Consider the following 17,773-nt stretch of genomic DNA (forward strand, 5'->3'; position numbering starts at 1 on the left):
TCAAAATTTCCAATCCAATTGGATTGGAAGTTTTGAAACCAGTTATTAGTATTCATACTAAGCTTCGTCATCTGAATCGTCTTCGTCTTCAGTGTCTTCGTCTTCACTTTCAGAATCGTCCTCTTCATCCTCCTCTTCAGCTACACCATCCTCTTCAAGAACTTCAAGAACAGGTTTTACTCTTTCGATAGCTTCCGACTCAATAATATTTCCGTCTTCATCAACAACTACTTCCGCCACATCGTCTTTCATTACTTTAGTGACTGCAGCTATGGAATCGTTTCCTTTTATATTGATCAGTTTTACACCTTGCGTAGCACGTCCCATTACTCTCAAATCCTCTACAGCCATTCTGATAGTCAATCCAGATTTATTAATAATCATTAAATCATCCGCATCAGTAACGGCATTAATAGAAATCAGCTTCCCAGTTTTCTCCGTAATATTCAAGGTTTTTACTCCTTTACCTCCACGATTTGTAATTCTGTATTCGTCAAGGCTTGACCGTTTTCCATAACCGTTTTCAGCAACTACTAATATTTCGCTGCTCATATCGTTTACAGTGACCATGCCAATTACTTCATCCGTATCATCCTTAAGTGTAATTCCGCGAACTCCTGAAGCTGTTCTTCCCATTGGACGGGTTTTAGTTTCTTCAAAACGAACTAATTTACCAGATTTCACAGCTAAAATAATTTGGCTTTGCCCGTTCGTTAATTTTGCTTCTAATAACTCATCCCCTTCTTTAATGGTAATTGCAGCAACTCCATTCACTCTGGGTTTAGAATATTTCTCTAAAGATGTTTTCTTAACCTGCCCTTTTTTAGTCACCATAATAAGGTTGTGACTTTTGATGTAATCTTGATCTTTTAAATCCTGAGTACAAATAAATGCTTTTACTTTATCGTCGCTTTCTATATTTACCAAGTTTTGGATTGCTCTTCCTTTGGCCGTTTTACTTCCTTCTGGTATTTCGTAAACACGCATCCAGAAACATTTCCCTTTTTGGGTAAAGAACATCATATATTGGTGATTCGTAGCCACAAACATGTGCTCTAAGAAATCCTGATCCCGTGTTCCTGCACTTTTTTGTCCAACTCCGCCTCTGTTTTGAGTTTTGTATTCCGTAAGATTTGTACGTTTAATATATCCTGCATGTGAAATCGTGATAACTACATTTTCATCGGCAATTAAATCTTCAATACTTACATCTCCTCCTGAATATTCAATTACAGAACGGCGTTCATCTCCATATTTATCACGAATTTCAGTTAGTTCTTCTTTAATCAAGGCTATTCTTAAGTTTACATCTGCTAATAAAGCTTTTAAATGCTCGATTAACTTCATGATTTCATCGTATTCTGTTCTTAACTTATCTTGTTCAAGACCTGTTAATTGACGCAAACGCATTTCAACAATGGCTCGAGATTGAATATCGGATAAATTGAATCTTTCGATTAATTTTTCTCTTGCTTCTTCGGTGCTTTTTGAAGCTTTAATTAAAGCAATTACTTCGTCAATATTATCCGAAGCGATAATCAAACCTTCTAAAATATGGGCTCTTGCTTCTGCTTTTTTCAATTCAAATTGCGTTCTGCGAGTCACTACATCATGACGGTGCTCTATAAAATAATGAATCAGATCTTTCAGATTCAACATTTGCGGACGCCCTTTTACAATGGCAATATTGTTTACACTGAAAGAAGACTGTAATTGTGTAAACTTATAAAGTGTATTCAAAACTACGTTTGGCGTAGCATCTCGTTTCAAGATATAAACGATACGCATCCCGTTTCTATCCGATTCATCTCGGATATTCGCAATTCCATCAATTTTTTTATCGTTAACCAAATCAGCCGTACGCTTAATCATATCGGCCTTGTTAACTTGATAAGGAATTTCGGTAACGATAATACATTCTCTTCCGTCCACTTCTTCAAAACCTACTTTGGCACGCATTACAATACGTCCTCTACCTGTTTTGAATGCTTCACGAACGCCTTCATATCCATATATAACACCTCCTGTAGGAAAATCCGGGGCTTTGATATGCGTCATCAACTCATCAATCTCAATATCGCTATTGTCCATGAAAGCCAATGTCCCGTTTATCACCTCAGTCAAGTTATGAGGAGGCATATTAGTGGCCATACCCACTGCAATTCCTGTTGCCCCATTTATTAATAAGGTAGGAACACGTGTTGGCATAACTGTTGGCTCCTCCAGCGTATCGTCAAAATTTAATTTAAAATCAACAGTTTCTTTATCTATATCCGCCAAGATTTCTTCTGAAATTTTACGCATTCTAGCCTCTGTATAACGCATTGCTGCAGGACTATCGCCATCTACTGACCCAAAATTACCCTGGCCATCAATCAATAAGTAACGCATACTCCATTCTTGTGCCATACGAACCATTGCATCATAAACTGAGGTATCACCGTGTGGGTGATACTTACCAAGAACTTCCCCAACAATTCTTGCGGACTTTTTGTGGGCAGATCTAGAATTTACACCCAAATCATGCATTCCAAATAGGACTCTTCGATGTACTGGTTTCAAGCCATCTCTAACATCTGGAAGTGCTCTTGATACAATTACCGACATCGAGTAATCGATGTAGGCCGTTTTCATTTCATCTTCAATGTTAATAGGAATTAACTTTTCTCCTTCAGACATAAGTTGTTATATTAAAAAATTATATTAGTTTCAAAACGTGCCAATATACATCTTTTTGAAATTTTTAAACCTATTTTAAAACACTAATTTCAATGATTTATTAACAAATAAAACTTCGCTTTTAGTTGATAATTTAAGGTAAATTTAACTTTAATATCTTGATAATTTTTGTCACTTAGCTGACACGACTTCATATAGGAATGGTTTTTGTTTTTCTATCACTAATTCACTAAATTTACGATATCAAATATATATTATGGATGATAATTTTTCACCAAGAGTAAAAGACGTTATTACTTACAGCAAAGAAGAAGCTTTGCGACTAGGACATGACTTTATAGGAACAGAACACTTAATGCTGGGAATTCTAAGAGACGGTAACGGAAAAGCAATTCAAATATTGAATAACCTTGACGTCGATTTAGACCATTTACGCAGAAAAGTAGAGATCTTAAGCCCCGCAAGTCCTAGTGTAGAAGTAAATGTTGAGAAGAAAAACCTGCACCTGACACGCCAGGCAGAACGGGCTTTGAAAACCACTTTTCTAGAAGCTAAGGTTTTTCAGAGTTCCTCTATCAGCACCGCACATTTATTGTTATGCATATTAAGAAATGAAAATGATCCAACAACCAAGCTATTGAATAAACTGAAAATTGATTATGATATAGCTAAAGAACAATATCTAAACATGACTCCAAACGAAGAAGAATTTATAGAGAAATTGCCAAGAAACGAATCGTATAATGACGATTCAGGACAAGATGACAGTCTAAAAGAAGGCACCTTTAACAATCCAGCCAACAAATCCAATAAAAAATCGAAAACCCCTGTTTTAGATAATTTTGGAAGGGATTTAACAGAAATGGCCGAAGAAGGAAAACTGGATCCTGTTGTAGGGCGTGAAAAAGAAATCGAACGCGTTTCGCAAATTTTGAGTCGTAGAAAAAAGAACAATCCATTACTAATAGGAGAACCAGGTGTGGGAAAATCAGCCATTGCCGAAGGTCTAGCGTTGCGAATTATTCAGAAAAAAGTATCACGTACTTTATTCAACAAACGCGTTGTTACCTTGGATTTAGCCAGTCTTGTTGCCGGAACAAAATACCGTGGGCAGTTTGAAGAGCGTATGAAAGCAGTGATGAATGAATTGGAAAAAAATGATGATATCATTCTTTTTATAGATGAAATTCACACCATCGTAGGTGCTGGTGGCGCAACTGGATCTCTGGATGCATCCAATATGTTTAAACCGGCATTAGCGCGCGGTGAGATTCAATGTATTGGCGCTACAACATTAGACGAATACAGACAATACATAGAAAAAGATGGTGCATTAGAGAGACGTTTTCAAAAGATAATTGTAGAACCTACATCCGTCACTGAAACGATTACAATTTTGAATAACATCAAAAATAAATATGAAGACCACCATAATGTTACTTATACACAAGAAGCTATTGAGGCTTGTGTAAAATTAACTGACAGGTACATGTCTGAGCGCTTCTTACCGGACAAAGCCATCGATGCTTTAGATGAAGCAGGCTCCAGAGTTCATATTACCAATATTGAAGTTCCAAAACAAATTTTAGATTTAGAGCGTCAATTAGAAGATGTTCGAGAACTGAAGAATGTTGTGGTAAAAAAACAAAAATATGAAGAGGCCGCTAAACTTCGTGATGACGAAAAACGTATTGAAAAAGATTTAGCTATTGCACAAGAACAATGGGAAGAAGATTCAAAAAACAACAGAATAGAAGTTACGGAAGACAATGTAGCCGATGTTGTATCGATGATGACCGGAATACCTGTGAACCGAATAGCACAAACCGAAAGCAATAAATTGGCTAAATTACCAGAACTTATTGAAGGAAAAGTTATTGGACAAAGAGAGGCCGTCATGAAGATTGCACGTTCGATACAACGAAATCGCGCCGGGTTAAAAGACCCAAATCGACCTATTGGATCCTTTATCTTTCTAGGACAAACCGGTGTTGGTAAAACACAACTTGCTAAAGTATTGGCTAAAGAGTTATTCGACTCTGAAGATGCTTTGGTACGCATTGACATGAGTGAATACATGGAGAAATTTGCTATCTCTCGTTTAGTTGGTGCACCTCCGGGATATGTAGGGTATGAAGAAGGCGGTCAACTGACTGAAAAAGTGCGAAGAAAACCCTATTGTGTGGTCTTATTGGATGAGATCGAAAAAGCGCATCCTGATGTTTTCAATATGTTATTACAAGTGCTGGATGACGGATATTTAACGGATAGTTTAGGCCGAAAAATTGATTTCAAAAATACCATAATAATCATGACTTCGAATGTTGGTGCCAGACAATTAAAAGATTTTGGACAAGGAGTCGGTTTTGGAACTGCTGCCAAAGTAGCGCAGGCTGATGATAATTCAAAAAGTATTATTGAAAACGCCTTAAAGAAAACTTTTGCTCCTGAATTCCTTAATAGAATTGATGATGTAATTGTATTCAATGCTTTAGAAAAACATGATATTGATTTAATTATCGAAATCGAATTAAAAAAATTATTCGCCCGTGTTGCCGAATTAGGGTATCAATTGAGTCTTTCTGACAAAGCAAAAGCATTTATAGCTGAGAAAGGTTTCGACAGGCAATTTGGCGCAAGACCACTAAAAAGAGCCATTCAGAAATATGTTGAAGATACCCTTGCAGAAGAAATTATCACTTCGAAAATAACAACCGGAGATGAAATCTTCATGGATATCGAAGAAGGGGCACAAGAATTAACGGTTCAGGTTCATAAAGCCGGCGAAGCCACAAATCCTTAAATAATTCCTTTGAATCTTAACCATAACCCGTTACGTTTTTATAACGTAACGGGTTTTTTCTTTATGATAAAATACACTTTTTTTGAAAACAAATATTTACATTTGGTTTTTATAACATTGATCCATTAAAATTACTTTATGTCTGAAAACAAAGTTATCCTAGGTAGTGAAGAATGGTGCTCATTCCCTGAAATAGGGATTCCAACCATTAAAGCACGTGTTGATTCCGGTGCTAAAACATCTGCGCTACACGCTATAAATATTGCTCCATTTATTAAAGACGAAAGCAATTGGGTGAAATTTGACATTAACCCAATCCAAAATAATTTAAAAACAATAATTCATTGTGAAGCGCCTTTAATTGATAAACGCATCGTTAAAAGTTCAAGTGGCTTTAGAGAACAACGTTATGTAATTCAAACAAATCTACAAATAGGAAGTTCAAAATGGCCTATTGAGATGACATTGACCAATCGAGATTCCATGGGTTTCAGAATGCTTTTAGGCCGTGAAGCCATGAGCGGAAGAGTATTGGTTGATCCGGAGCAAAAATATCTTTTAGGACAACCCACACCCGACAGTCTAAAAGAATTGTATAAAAATTCCGAGAAAGCAAGTTCCGGATTACGCATCGGACTTTTGGCCAGTAATCCTGAATTGTACAGCAACAAGCGTATAATGGAGGCTGGCGAAATGCGTGGTCACGAAATGCACTTTCTGAACATCAAGGAATGTTATATGAAACTGGATGCAAAAACGCCAGAAATTCATTATCGTGGCGGTAAGATACTAAATCAATTTGATGCCATTATACCCAGAATCAGACCTAGCATTACATTTTACGGTTGCGCTTTGACCAGACAATTTGAAGCATTAAAAGTATATTGCTTAAATTCATCGAATGCTATTACGCAATCACGTGATAAATTATACTCTTTGCAATTACTATTGAATCATGGGGTTGAAATTCCTACCACTGGTTTTGCTAATTCCCCTTTGGATACGGATGATTTGATAAAAATGGTGGGCGGTTCTCCACTAATCGTGAAATTACTAGAAGGAACACAAGGAAAAGGAGTCGTGTTGGCAGAAACAAAAAAAGCCGCAGAAAGTGTCATAAATGCTTTCAAAAGCTTAAATGCCAATATATTAGTTCAAGAATTCATCAAAGAAGCCAATGGAAAAGACATTCGTTGTTTTGTAATTGATGGAAAAGTAGTGGCTGCTATTCAGCGTGAAGCAATGCCGGGCGAATTCAGGGCTAACATTCATCTTGGAGGAACAGCATCTATTATAAAAGTAACCGCTGAAGAAAAACGTATTGCCATCAAAGCAACCAAAGCAATGGACCTCAAAGTGGCAGGTGTAGACATTATTCGTTCCGCTAAAGGCCCGTTGTTATTAGAAGTAAATTCATCGCCAGGACTAGAAGGAATTGAAGGAGCTACCAATAAAGATATTGCCGGCGAAATGATCAAAGCAATCGAGAAAAATTTTAAAATAAAATAGCAGTCAGTAGCCGTTTACAGTCTATTGAAAACTTTTAAAATTACTTTAAAACTAAAAAAATGAACGAATATCTTGATATAATTCTTCGAAGTATTACTGTTTATTTTTTTATGGTTATTGCCTTGAGACTTTTTGGCAAGAAAGAATTATCTCAACTAAACACTGCTGATGTAATATTAATTCTGCTAATCAGTAACTCTGTTCAAAATGCAATGGTAGGAAACGACACCAGTTTATCGGGAGGTTTAGCTGCGGCAACTGTATTGTTTACCATCAATTTTATTTTAAAAAAATTGATATTTAAGTACCCAAGATTCAGTGATTTCATGCAAGAAAAACCAGAAATCCTTATACACAACGGCAATTTGGATTTTAAGACTCTTAGCAAATTAAACATCACTTCTGATGAATTAAAAGAAGCCATGCATGAACATGGAGTCGAATATTTTAAAGATGTAAAATTAGCAATCCTAGAAATAGACGGAAATATTAGCATTATATCCGGAGATGCTAATTTAAAACAGACCCATTACAAACGAAGACGCATTCATAAAAATTTGAGTGGAATAAATTAGACATAAAAAACTCAATATATATTCACGAAATTTATTTTCTTGAAATAAAGTGCTGTTAAAAAATTAAACACACCTATAAAATCACAAAATTTGACCTTAACGCCTTTTAATAAAAAACATATTTAACGAAAGAAAGACGAGATCTTCTGTTTTAAACAAATATATTTTTGGAGCATAAAAAAACCATTCTCAGTAAGAATGGTTTTTTATTATGATTTTTCTTTTAGTATTAAATAAAAATACTAAAAATATAGTAAATGATTGCTGCTAATATTGCTGAAATTGGAATGGTTAAAACCCAAGCCCATAATAAACTTACGGTCATTCCCCATCGCACGGCTGAAACTCTTTTAGTAAGTCCAACTCCAATTATAGATCCAGTAATAGTATGCGTTGTACTTACGGGCACTTTAAAATGCTCTGTAAAATATAAGGTCAGTGCCCCGGCAGTTTCTGCGGCAACACCTTCAAAAGAGGTCACTTTTGTTATTTTAGAACCCATTGTTTTCACGATCTTCCAACCGCCGCTTAAAGTCCCTGCTGCAATAGCAGAATAACAGGCAAGTGGAATCCAAGTTGGCATTTTAAAGGCTCCTTCGTCATTAGGGAGCACCACATCTAACCAAGCTGGAAGCGATTCCTGAGCAACACCACTGGTGTGAATATAAACCGCAACCGCTGCTGCAATAATACCCATTACTTTTTGGGAGTCATTCCCTCCATGCCCTAAACTAAAGGCTGCAGAAGACAGTAATTGCATTTTTTTTAACCAGGCCGTAGCTTGATTTAAATTTAAACTACTAAATATCAAACAGAAGGCGCTTATGGACAGAACGATAAATGCCACTAAAAACCATTTGATATTATGGGATTCAAACGCAACACTCCAAAAAGTAGACGATGGAAAACGAGGGTCTTTAATCTGGTCGTAATAGATCATTTGACTTTCTACAAACCAGATGGTCAAAATCATTAAAGAAGCTGTAAATATTTTAGGATAAATGCTTTTTTTAGAGGCATTTAGTAACCAAATTGATATTAAATAAGACATTAAAGCGCCTAACAAAGGTGCCAATATAATAAATGCAATGATGATCAAAACACCCGAAGGCATTCCTCCATCTTTTCCAACATTGTACCAAGAAACCACACCAAATCCGGCATGAGCGATAGCTGCTCCGGCAAAACCACCAATTAAGGTATGTGAAGAACTAGAAGGAATTCCTTGCCACCAAGTGAATAAATTCCAAATGATAGCGGCGATTACACCCGCTAAAATAACGACTAAATTAATATCCATCGTATTGGCTGTTTTTGCCACAGTATCTGCAACACCAAAACCAAAAACCCAATACGCCAAAAAGTTAAAAAAAGCGGCCCAAACAACTGCTTGAAAAGGAGTTAATACTTTTGTGGCAACAACGGTGGCTATAGCATTGGCAGCATCATGAAAACCATTAATGTAATCAAAAATTAAAGCCAGGACTATAATAACTATAAGTAGAGTAAATTCCATAATTATAATTTCAGAATAAAACGAATGAATTAAGAATGTTTTACAGAAATGGATTCTAAAACACTCGCTACACTTTTACATTTATCAGTAGCCGTTTCTAAAACTGACAATACTTCTTTGTACTTGATAATGTTTTTTGCATCCGTTTCATTTTCGAATAAATCAAGAACTGCTTTATCATAAACATTATCTGATTTATTTTCTAATTTGTTAATTCTGACGCAGGCATCCGTGATGTTCTTTATATTTTTTAAATCTCTCAATTCTCTTACCGCTACATCAATATTTTGACATGCTTCAAGATTGATTTCAGTCAATTTTCTAATGGATTTCGTGATTTTATCAACTTGATACAATTTCATCCTGCTCGCTGCACCATGAAGATTATCCGCTACATTATCAATTGAAGTGATTAGAGAGTGTATGTCCTCTCTGTCAAATGGAGTAATAAAATTTCTACTCAACTCTAAACTTGTTTGACGTGTTATATCCTCTCCTTTTTGTTCTAATGCATCAATTTTTCGAAAAAGATCCTCACGCTCCTTTAATGGAAGGTTTACAGCTTCGTGCAAATTTGTAGCAATTTCAATTAAATTACTTGATGCTTGTTCAAAAAGCGGAAAAAACTTTTTGTCTTTAGGAACCAAAAATTGGAAAAAATTATTTATGTTCATTTCATTAAAATTTAGTCCGGCAAAATTAATTCATTATTAATTGTTAATGTTAAGCCATTGTTAACAAATCATTTTCTATTTGAAAACTGTTCAAAAAAGAAACCGTCTTTTCAATATCATAATGCAAAATTCGATCTTCTTTAATCAAAGGAACTTCTTCACGATAGGCCTGTAAAAACATTTCAATAAAATCACTTGACAGCATTGGGCGTCTGTATTCAATGGCTTGCGAAGCATTCATCAATTCTATTGCTAAAATGCGTTCCAGATTATCCAAAACCCGCAATGCTTTAGTAGCAGCATTTGCCCCCATACTCACATGATCTTCCTGTCCGTTGCTGGAAACAATACTATCTACACTGGCGGGAGTTGCCAGTTGTTTATTTTGGCTGGCGATACTGGCAGCTGTATACTGAGGAATCATCAAACCAGAATTCAAACCGGGATTATCTACTAAAAATGCCGGAAGATTTCTAGTTCCGGAGATCAATTGATACGTTCTTCGTTCAGAAATACTTCCCAACTCAGCCAAAGCGATTGCCATAAAATCTAAGGCTAAAGCCAAAGGTTGTCCGTGAAAATTTCCTCCGGAAATGATTTGGTCACTTTCAATAAAAATATTAGGATTATCAGTAACGGAATTGATTTCAGTCTTGAACACTTTTTTTACATAATCAATTGCATCTTTTGAAGCCCCATGCACTTGTGGCATACATCGGAACGAATATGGATCTTGGACATGATTTTTTTCCTGTTCGATAATTTCGCTCCCTTCCAAAAATCCTTTTATGCGGTTAGCAGTTACAATTTGCCCTTTGTGAGGCCTTATAAAATGGATCAATTCATTAAAAGGTTCTATTCTTCCATCAAATCCTTCAAGTGAAATAGTACCTATTAAATCTGCTAAATAAGAAAATTTGCTGACTTTCATTAAGATATGTACTCCATAAGCACTCATAAATTGTGTTCCGTTCAATAAGGCCAATCCTTCCTTAGACTGCAGTACTATTGGCTCCCAGCCAAAATGTTTTAGAACTTCGCTGGAATGCACTTTCTTACCTTCAAAATACACATCACCTTCACCTAATAAAGGCAATGATAAATGCGCCAAAGGAGCCAAATCTCCCGAAGCGCCAAGCGATCCTTGGGTATAAATTACCGGAAGAATATCATTGTTATAAAAGGCAATCAATCGTTCCACTGTTTGCAATTGAATGCCGGAATGACCATAACTCAACGATTGAATTTTTAGCAACAACATTAGTTTCACAATCTGAGTTGGTACTTCCTCTCCCGTTCCGCAGGAATGCGATTTGACTAAATTTTCCTGAAGTTTTGATAAATTTTCATTCGAAATCTTAACATTACAAAGCGACCCAAAACCTGTATTTATACCGTAAATGGGATCCGAATGTGAAGCCATTTTTTTATCTAGATAATCGCGACATTTTTGAATATTTATTTTTGCTTCATCGGACAAAGCCAATGATTTATGATGTGAGACAATTTCCTCTAGCGTTTCCAGGCTAAGTAACTCAGTACTAATGTAATGCGTATTATCCATTTTGATAGTGTTTAAAAGGTAAAATTGAATAAATCTTTATAAATACACAACATTTATTGCTAATAATTTACATTTCATAACCCGTTGGGTTCAATTAATTTTTGATGATAATTTTCGTCAGTTCGAGTGATCCCGCTTTTGGGCGGGATTATATCGAGAACTAGAAAATTAGTATTAAAAACGGTTCTCGATACATTTTTTGTTCCGTTTTTACTACACAAAAAAACACTCGAACTGACGTTTTGAATAATTACACCCAACGGGTATTTTATAGTTAAACAAAAACCAAATAATAGCTTTCAGATAACGATAACTATATGACTTTAACAGATCAAATTTTGATTGTTCCTTTCCTTTTCCTTAGAACATTAAAGCACTAATTCATAAAAACACAAACCCATTAACCTGCTTGGAATGCAAATTAAGGAGAATTAAATTCTTTAAGCACTACAAAAAACAGAACTTCAGCTGCACACAATTTTTATAAAATTTAGAGATTTATACGAATAGTTTTATCTGAGACTTGATATATAACACAATATTTCATAATCCGCAAATAGCTTCTCCTATATTAAAATATTCGCAAAAACACTGTCAAACGCTTTGTTTTTTATAAAAAACTGTACTTTTGAAAGATCAAAATGGAAAACAACAAAGCTACATATCACGCTTCGATAACAACTCAAATCAGGGTTAGCACTGCTGTTACGTTTACTACAACAACTACAACTACCCCCTTGGGGTAAATTTTCAACATATAATCCTATTTATCATATTTTTTTCACAAGAAAGAAAGACCTTGAGTGTATAACAAACATTACATTTTTCAAAAAAAACAACACACACCATTAGATCTCCTGCAGGCAATTAATCCTGAAAATGGCGACTCCCCATTACATTAAAAACAAATAACTTGCTATGAAAGTATTAAAATTTGGCGGAACTTCGGTTGCCAATGCACAAAATATAAAACTGGTTTTAGCTATCGTTAGCGATAAAGCAAAAGAAGAAAAATTAATCGTTGTGGTTTCTGCTTTCAGTAAAGTTACTGATTTGCTTCAAATTGCCTCCCAAAAAGCGGCCGCTGGAGACGAAAATTTCAAAGTTATCCTTGCCGATATAGAAAAAAAACACTTAGATACCTTAAAAGAACTTATACCAGTAAGCGAACAAAGCAGTCTTTTGAGCCATATCAAAAGAATCATCAATCACCTGGAAACCTTATTGGATGGATGTTACCTTTTAGGCGAATTATCTCCCAGAACTTCAGATACTATTTTGAGTTTTGGTGAATTACTGTCCTCGTATATCATTGCTGAAGCATTAAAACAAAACCTAAAAAACAGCTGTTATAAAGACAGCCGAGAATTAATAAAAACCAATAACCATTTTGGAAAAGCAATTGTTAATTTTGATGCTTCCAATGAATTAATTGTTGCTTTTTTTACTTCGAATGAAAGTCAGGTAGTAGTTATGCCCGGATTTATTGCTGCCTCTTTAGACGGAATCAATACTACTTTAGGGCGCGGTGGATCTGATTATACAGGCGCTATTCTTGCAGGCGCTCTTGATGCAACTGACTTGGAGATTTGGACTGACGTCAACGGAATGTATACTGCAAATCCAAAAATTGTAAAACAAGCACAACCTATAGCTTACATTTCTTACCAAGAAGCCATGGAGTTGTCACATTTTGGTGCCAAAGTCTTATATCCGCCAACAATTCAACCGGTATTAAGAAAGAATATCCCAATTCTGATCAAAAACACTTTTGAACCTAAGGCTGAAGGAACCTATATTTCAAATCAGGTTTTTGCGCAATCCAATCCTGTAAAAGGAATCACACATATTGATGCTATTACCTTAATTACGCTTGAAGGCTCAGGAATGATTGGTGTTTCCGGTTCATCCAAAAGACTTTTTGAAGTATTATCCAATAAAAATATCAACGTAATTTTCATCACTCAAGCCTCCTCAGAGCACTCGATTTGTATTGGAATTCTAAATTCGGATGCCTATGTGGCGCAAGAGGCCATCAACAAAGCTTTTGAAGTGGAAATTTTACAAAATAAAATAGATCCATGCATTGTTGAAAATAACCTTTGCATCATTGCTTTGGTAGGCGAAAATATGAAAAACCACCAAGGATTGAGCGGTCGAATGTTCAGTACTTTGGGTAAAAACAACGTCAACATCCGAGCGATTGCTCAAGGTGCTTCCGAAAGAAATATTTCGGCAGTAATCAACGAAAGAGATGTGAAAAAAGCATTGAATTCATTGCACGAAAACTTTTTTGAAGAAAATACCAAACAGTTAAACCTATTTGTAATGGGCGTTGGAAATGTGGGGGAGAAATTCATCGAACAAATTCACCAACAAAAGAAATTCCTAAAAGAGAAGCTCAAGATAAACCTGCGCGTCATTGCGTTGTCAAATTCCCGAAAAATGCATTTTGATGAAGACGGAATCTCCTTAAAAGAATGGAAATTTGCTTTAGAAACTGGAGAACCTGCGGATAAAGAACAGTTTATTGCAAATGTAAAAGAGCTCAATTTACGCAATAGTATTTTTGTGGATATCACGGCAAATGAAAGTGTGTCTAAAACCTACGAACAGTATTTAAAAAGAAATATTGCCGTAGTAACCTGCAACAAAATTGCCTGCGCCTCCGAATACGACAATTATAAAAAACTAAAAAAATTATCCAGACAGTTCAATGCGCCTTTCCTATTTGAAACCAATGTGGGAGCTGGATTACCAATCATTGATACGGTAAAAAATCTCGTTGCCTCCGGCGATAAAGTCAATAAAATCCAAGCCGTTTTATCTGGAAGTTTGAACTTTATTTTTAATAATTTTGATGAAAATAACACTTTTCATGACGTTGTTAAAGAAGCTGGTGTACAAGGATTTACAGAACCTGACCCGAAGATTGATTTGAGCGGAATTGACGTTGCCAGAAAGATATTGATTCTGATACGAGAAAGCGGTTACAAAATGGAAATCGATGAAATCACAAACGAATCGTTCCTGCCAGCAGAATGTTTGAATACGACTTCAAATGAAGCATTTTTTGAATCTTTACAGACACATGCCGCTCATTTTGAAACTATTTATAAAGAAGCGTTAAGCAAAGAATCTCGTTTGAAATACGTAGCGCAATTCGAAAACGGGAAAGCAAATGTTGGGTTGCGATTCATTCCTAAAGACCATCCCTTTTACAATTTGGAAGGAAAGGACAACATCGTATTATTCTTCACAGATCGTTACGTAGACCAACCTTTATTAATAAAAGGTGCCGGTGCTGGAGCTGCAGTTACCGCATCAGGAATATTTGCAGATGTAATTAGAATAGGAAACGTATAAATTAGTCGTAAAGTCAAATGTCGTAAATTCTGAAAGTTAGCCACTTGATTTTATGTTCATTCCTAAGACTTTACCACTTTATGACTTTAGAATTTAAGACTATTATTATGAACGAAATAAAAATATTTTGCCCTGCCACAATCGCCAATCTTTCTTGCGGGTTTGATGTCCTTGGTCTGTGTTTAGAAACTGCTGGTGACGAAATGATTATTCGAAAATCAGACATAAAAGGGATTCGCATCACTAAAATTGTGGGTGCCGACTTGCCTTTAGAAACCGAAAAAAATGTGGCTGGAGTATCCGCTTTGGCTATGCTGGAAGCTGTTGAAACGGAATTTGGATTCGAAATCGAAATCTACAAACACATCAAAGCCGGTAGTGGAATTGGCAGCAGTGCCGCCAGTTCAGCGGGAGCAGTTTTTGGAATCAATGAATTATTAGGGCGTCCATTTACACGCAAAGAGTTGGTTTTATTTGCCATGCAGGGCGAAAAACTAGCCAGTGGAAATGCTCATGCGGATAACGTTGCTCCTGCCCTTTTGGGTGGATTCACGCTAGTAAGAAGTTCCAATCCATTGGATATTATCAAAATAGAAAGTCCTTCTGAATTGTATGCCATCGTGGTTCATCCTCAAATTGAGTTGAAGACTTCGGATGCGCGATCGGTGTTGAAGCAAACAGTTTCCTTGAAAAGTGCGATTATGCAATGGGGAAATGTAGGCGGATTAATCGCTGGATTGTACACCAAAGATTATGACTTAATTGGTCGATCATTGCATGATGAAATCGTAGAACCGTTGCGTAGCGTTTTGATTCCGGGATTTGATTTAATCAAGCAAACTGCTTTAGAAAACGGAGCTTTAGGTTCCGGAATATCAGGTTCTGGTCCTTCTATTTTTGCTTTAAGCAAAGGAAAGGAAACTGCCGATAAAATTGCCAAAGCCATGAGTGTTATTTACGAAGAAATGTATTTACCATATGAAATTCACGTTTCTAAAGTGAATGATGAAGGAATTAAAATAATAGCCCCCTAACCCCCTAAAGAGGAATAAAAAAAAACACAGCGATTTTAAAATTACAATAAATACATTCTAAATCCAGTTTCGTCTCCCTTCCCTTTGGGGAGGGTTGGGGTGGGGATTCTATAAATACTATACACAATGAAATATTACAGTTTAAACCATAACGCACCAAAAGTTTCTTTCAGAGAAGCCGTAGTACAAGGATTAGCCACAGATAAAGGATTGTATTTTCCGGAAACAATTACCCCATTAGCACCTGCTTTTTTTGATACCATCGAAAACTTAAGCCATGAGGAAATTGCTTTTGAGGCGATTAAACAATTTATAGGTAACGAAATTCCCACAGACACTTTAAAACAAATCATTGCCGAAACCCTGTGTTTTGACTTCCCCGTGGTCGAAGTCGAAAAAGATATTTATTCCCTTGAATTATTTCATGGACCAACAATGGCTTTCAAGGACGTAGGCGCGCGATTCATGTCGCGTTGTTTGGGGTATTTCAATAAAGATAACGCCGACAGTAAAAACACGGTTCTTGTTGCCACTTCCGGTGATACGGGAGGTGCTGTCGCCAGTGGTTTCCTTGATGTAAAAGGTGTGGAAGTGATTATCCTTTATCCATCAGGAAAAGTGAGCGACATCCAGGAGCGACAATTGACTACTTTAGGACAGAATATTAAAGCGCTTGAAGTGGACGGCGTTTTTGATGATTGTCAGGATATGGTAAAGAAAGCGTTCTTGGACGAAAGTCTAAAACATAAAAACTTAACATCAGCGAATTCAATAAATATTGCGCGCTGGTTGTCACAGATGTTTTATTTTTTCTTTGCGTACAAAGCATTAAAAAAACGAAACAAACCGTTAGTTTTCTCTTGCCCAAGTGGGAATTTTGGGAATATCTGTGCGGGGATCATTGCTAAGAAAATGGGCTTGCCTGTTCAACATTTTGTAGCGGCTACGAATGTAAATGATACGGTTCCTCGGTTTTTAGAAAACGGAATTTACTCCCCAAAACCTTCTATAGCTACTATTTCGAATGCGATGGATGTGGGGAATCCAAGTAATTTTATCCGAATTCAGGAAATGTATCACAATGACTTAGAGCAATTCAAAAAAGATTTCTCTTCGTTTACTTTTTCTGATAAAGAGACTTTAGAAGCCATGAATACCATCTATAATATATCCGGCTATATTGCTGAACCTCATGGAGCAGTGGGTTATTTAGGATTGAAAAAAGAATTACAAAATTACCCAAATGCTATTGGTATTTTCTTAGAAACCGCCCACCCCATTAAATTTTTGAATACGGTTGAACCAACATTAAACGTAAAACTCCCAATTCCTACCCAAATTGAAAGTGTTTTAGGAAAGGACAAAGTAAGCGTGAAAATTAAAACCTATAAGGAATTGAAAGCATTTTTGGAATAAAATTTTCTCAAAACAATTAAACTACTATGGCTTAAATATCCATAGATTTGGTTTGCCAGACTAAAGTCTGCAAGGTTAAAATGGGAACAAAAAAATCAAACCGCAGATTCGCAAATTAAACACATCAAAGCTGAATAAATAATTCGCATGTTCTTGGTGAAATTTTTAGAAGCGAAAGTGAAATGTACCAAAGTGCATAGTTTTAACTATATTCTGTATGAAATAATAAAAAACGACTTAGAATTCAATTTTAGTCATTTTTTATATCCAAATAAATCTGGTCTTAAGATGGTTCTAAACTTTTGTTTTAGAACACAAAAAAAACAATTCTACCAATTTAACGCATCAATTTTAAATATATAATTATGAGTAATTTACAGGAAAACAAAGCGATAAATTCTGTCACAGAAAAATAAAATTCAAGATCTAAAAATATAGCTTGAATATAACTTATTTAATACTTACTTTTGCAAAAAAATTGAGTTGTCTTATTCAGGTCTTGCACGAGTATAAAAAACAACCTCAACCCCATTAAAAAAACGAAGTATTTAAGAATCTGTTTCAATGTAACTAAAACAACAGATAAAAACACTCCAAAAAAACTACCTGATAAAGTAGCTTCCCATATCAACATAAT

At 35.7% G+C, this 17,773-nt stretch carries 10 protein-coding genes; 6 read left to right on the forward strand and 4 right to left on the reverse strand.

The annotated features are described in order from the left end of the window. Positions 1-57: 57 nt before the first annotated feature. A complete protein-coding gene (gyrA, locus tag EKL97_RS07820) occupies positions 58-2,679 on the reverse strand; it encodes a DNA gyrase subunit A (RefSeq protein ID WP_126462446.1) in 2,622 nt (873 codons plus the stop codon). Between the two features lie 256 nt (positions 2,680-2,935). On the opposite strand from gyrA, the gene EKL97_RS07825 reads away from it, so the two are divergent. The 3 genes from EKL97_RS07825 (at position 2,936) to EKL97_RS07835 (ending at position 7,566) form a co-directional block, all read left to right on the forward strand. Then, positions 2,936-5,482, forward strand: coding sequence for an ATP-dependent Clp protease ATP-binding subunit (locus EKL97_RS07825; protein ID WP_126462449.1), 2,547 nt, complete (start codon positions 2,936-2,938; stop codon positions 5,480-5,482). A 138-nt stretch (positions 5,483-5,620) separates the two neighbouring features. Next, on the forward strand, positions 5,621-6,991 hold the full coding sequence (gene rimK / locus EKL97_RS07830) for a 30S ribosomal protein S6--L-glutamate ligase (RefSeq protein ID WP_126462452.1): 1,371 nt from the start codon (positions 5,621-5,623) through the stop codon (positions 6,989-6,991). 59 nt (positions 6,992-7,050) lie between these two features. Further along, entirely contained in the window at positions 7,051-7,566 is a 516-nt protein-coding gene (locus EKL97_RS07835) for a DUF421 domain-containing protein (RefSeq protein ID WP_126568599.1), read from the forward strand. 229 nt (positions 7,567-7,795) lie between these two features. Here EKL97_RS07835 and EKL97_RS07840 read toward each other — a convergent pair whose 3' ends face one another. The 3 genes from EKL97_RS07840 to hutH are packed head-to-tail and all read right to left on the reverse strand — an operon-like array spanning position 7,796 to position 11,320. Further along, complete coding sequence (locus EKL97_RS07840; RefSeq protein ID WP_126462458.1) at positions 7,796-9,082, reverse strand: inorganic phosphate transporter; 1,287 nt, start codon at positions 9,080-9,082, stop codon at positions 7,796-7,798. 29 nt (positions 9,083-9,111) lie between these two features. After that, the gene (locus EKL97_RS07845) at positions 9,112-9,756 is read right to left on the reverse strand and encodes a DUF47 domain-containing protein (RefSeq protein WP_126554173.1); all 645 of its coding nucleotides are present in this window, start codon (positions 9,754-9,756) and stop codon (positions 9,112-9,114) included. Positions 9,757-9,805: 49 nt separating this feature from the next. After that, positions 9,806-11,320: a histidine ammonia-lyase gene (hutH, locus tag EKL97_RS07850; protein ID WP_126554171.1), complete on the reverse strand. Its 1,515-nt coding sequence runs from the start codon at positions 11,318-11,320 to the stop codon at positions 9,806-9,808. 918 nt (positions 11,321-12,238) lie between these two features. Between hutH and thrA the strand changes: the two genes are divergently transcribed. The 3 genes from thrA (at position 12,239) to thrC (ending at position 17,136) form a co-directional block, all read left to right on the forward strand. Next, positions 12,239-14,686 (forward strand): bifunctional aspartate kinase/homoserine dehydrogenase I, encoded by a 2,448-nt coding sequence (gene thrA, locus EKL97_RS07855; RefSeq protein ID WP_126462467.1) that lies wholly within the window; start codon positions 12,239-12,241, stop codon positions 14,684-14,686. A 107-nt stretch (positions 14,687-14,793) separates the two neighbouring features. After that, positions 14,794-15,720: a homoserine kinase gene (locus EKL97_RS07860; protein WP_126462470.1), complete on the forward strand. Its 927-nt coding sequence runs from the start codon at positions 14,794-14,796 to the stop codon at positions 15,718-15,720. 126 nt (positions 15,721-15,846) lie between these two features. Further along, the gene (gene thrC / locus EKL97_RS07865; RefSeq protein WP_126568600.1) at positions 15,847-17,136 is read left to right on the forward strand and encodes a threonine synthase; all 1,290 of its coding nucleotides are present in this window, start codon (positions 15,847-15,849) and stop codon (positions 17,134-17,136) included. The last annotated feature ends 637 nt before the right edge of the window (positions 17,137-17,773 follow it).

This window comes from Flavobacterium sp. LS1P28, from assembly GCF_003970335.1.
Lineage (GTDB): Bacteria > Bacteroidota > Bacteroidia > Flavobacteriales > Flavobacteriaceae > Flavobacterium.